Here is a 365-nt window from a genome sequence, read left to right as displayed (position 1 = left end):
CTGGTGCGGCACGAGATGGAGTTTCCGCGCGGCACGCAGCTGACGTTCTACAGCCTGTACATGCACCTGATGTCCAACGCTGACTATGACAACTTCCCGAAGCGGCAGAAACCGGCGTACTGGTCGCGGCAGTGGCAGGTGACGCAGTTTGCGCAGGACAGGCCACGGCCGGGTCGCAGTGGGCAGGTTGCGGATCCGTCGCAGGTGGGTCTGCCTGTGCGCAGGACGCCGAATGGCTCCATCGTTGGCATCGTGCCGCAGGGGGCAAGTGTCAGCATCGGCAAGACTGACACGGTGCATGGTGCAACGTGGGGCCAGCTAACGGACCTGAACGGAGCAACGCTGTATGCGCCCGAGGCGGGCGG

At 64.7% G+C, this 365-nt stretch carries 1 pseudogene; it reads left to right on the top strand.

The features are described 5' to 3' along the window. Positions 1–365: pseudogene (locus VSR82_RS40155) on the top strand (glycoside hydrolase family 19 protein); the annotation flags it as partial.

Origin of the sequence: Burkholderia sp. JPY481, from assembly GCF_038900515.1 — a bacterium.
GTDB lineage: Bacteria > Pseudomonadota > Gammaproteobacteria > Burkholderiales > Burkholderiaceae > Paraburkholderia > Paraburkholderia youngii.
Note: the sequence above shows the minus strand (reverse complement) of the source record. Positions and strands in the feature narration are given on the sequence as shown.